Raw genomic sequence first — 849 nt, forward strand, 5'->3', positions numbered from 1 at the left:
CAGGCGTCGCTGGTGACAATGTGGTCGAAGGCAATGATCTCGTCTACACCGTGTCTCTGTCAGCAACCACAACAGTAGCAGCGACTTACGCTTACAACTTAGGCGGTGGTACAGCGACAGCCGGTGCTGATTACAACAGCACAGCCACATTTAGCAATGGTGTCACTTTAGTCGGTGGCAGCCTGATCGTTCCCGCTGGCGTGAGCACCTTCACAGTCACCGTCGCGACGATTAACGACAGTGTCGTCGATTCCGCGTCCCCAGAATCCTTACCATTGGTAATCGGTGGGGTAACAGGCAATGGCGGCATTATTGATGATGACCAACCAAGCATCACCACAGTGGAACCAGGCGCACCAGGCGTTGCTGGTGACAATGTGGTCGAAGGCAATGACTTGGTCTACACCGTCAGCTTAAGCGCAACAACAACCGTTGCGTCCACTTACGCTTACAACTTAGGCGGTGGTACAGCAACAGCCGGTGCCGATTACAACAGCACAGCCACGTTCAGTAATGGTGTGACCTTAGTCGGTGGCAGCCTGATCGTTCCCGCTGGCGTGAGCACCTTCACGGTGACCGTCGCCACGATCAACGACAGTGTCGTCGATTCCGCGTCCCCAGAATCCTTACCATTGGTGATCGGTGGGGTAACAGGCAATGGCGGTATCTTGGATGATGACCAACCAAGCATCACCACAGTGGAACCAGGCGCACCAGGCGTTGCTGGTGACAATGTGGTCGAAGGCAATGATCTCGTCTACACCGTGTCTCTGTCAGCAACCACAACAGTAGCAGCGACTTACGCTTACAACTTAGGCGGTGGTACAGCGACAGCGGGTGCCGATTACA

1 pseudogene is annotated in these 849 nt (G+C 54.9%); it reads left to right on the plus strand.

Annotated elements, in window-relative coordinates:
• A pseudogene (locus H8K52_RS20600) lies at positions 1-849 on the plus strand (Calx-beta domain-containing protein); the annotation flags it as partial.

The organism is Affinundibacterium seohonense (assembly GCF_014284305.1).
Classification (GTDB): Bacteria; Pseudomonadota; Gammaproteobacteria; order Burkholderiales; family Burkholderiaceae_D; genus Undibacterium; species Undibacterium seohonense.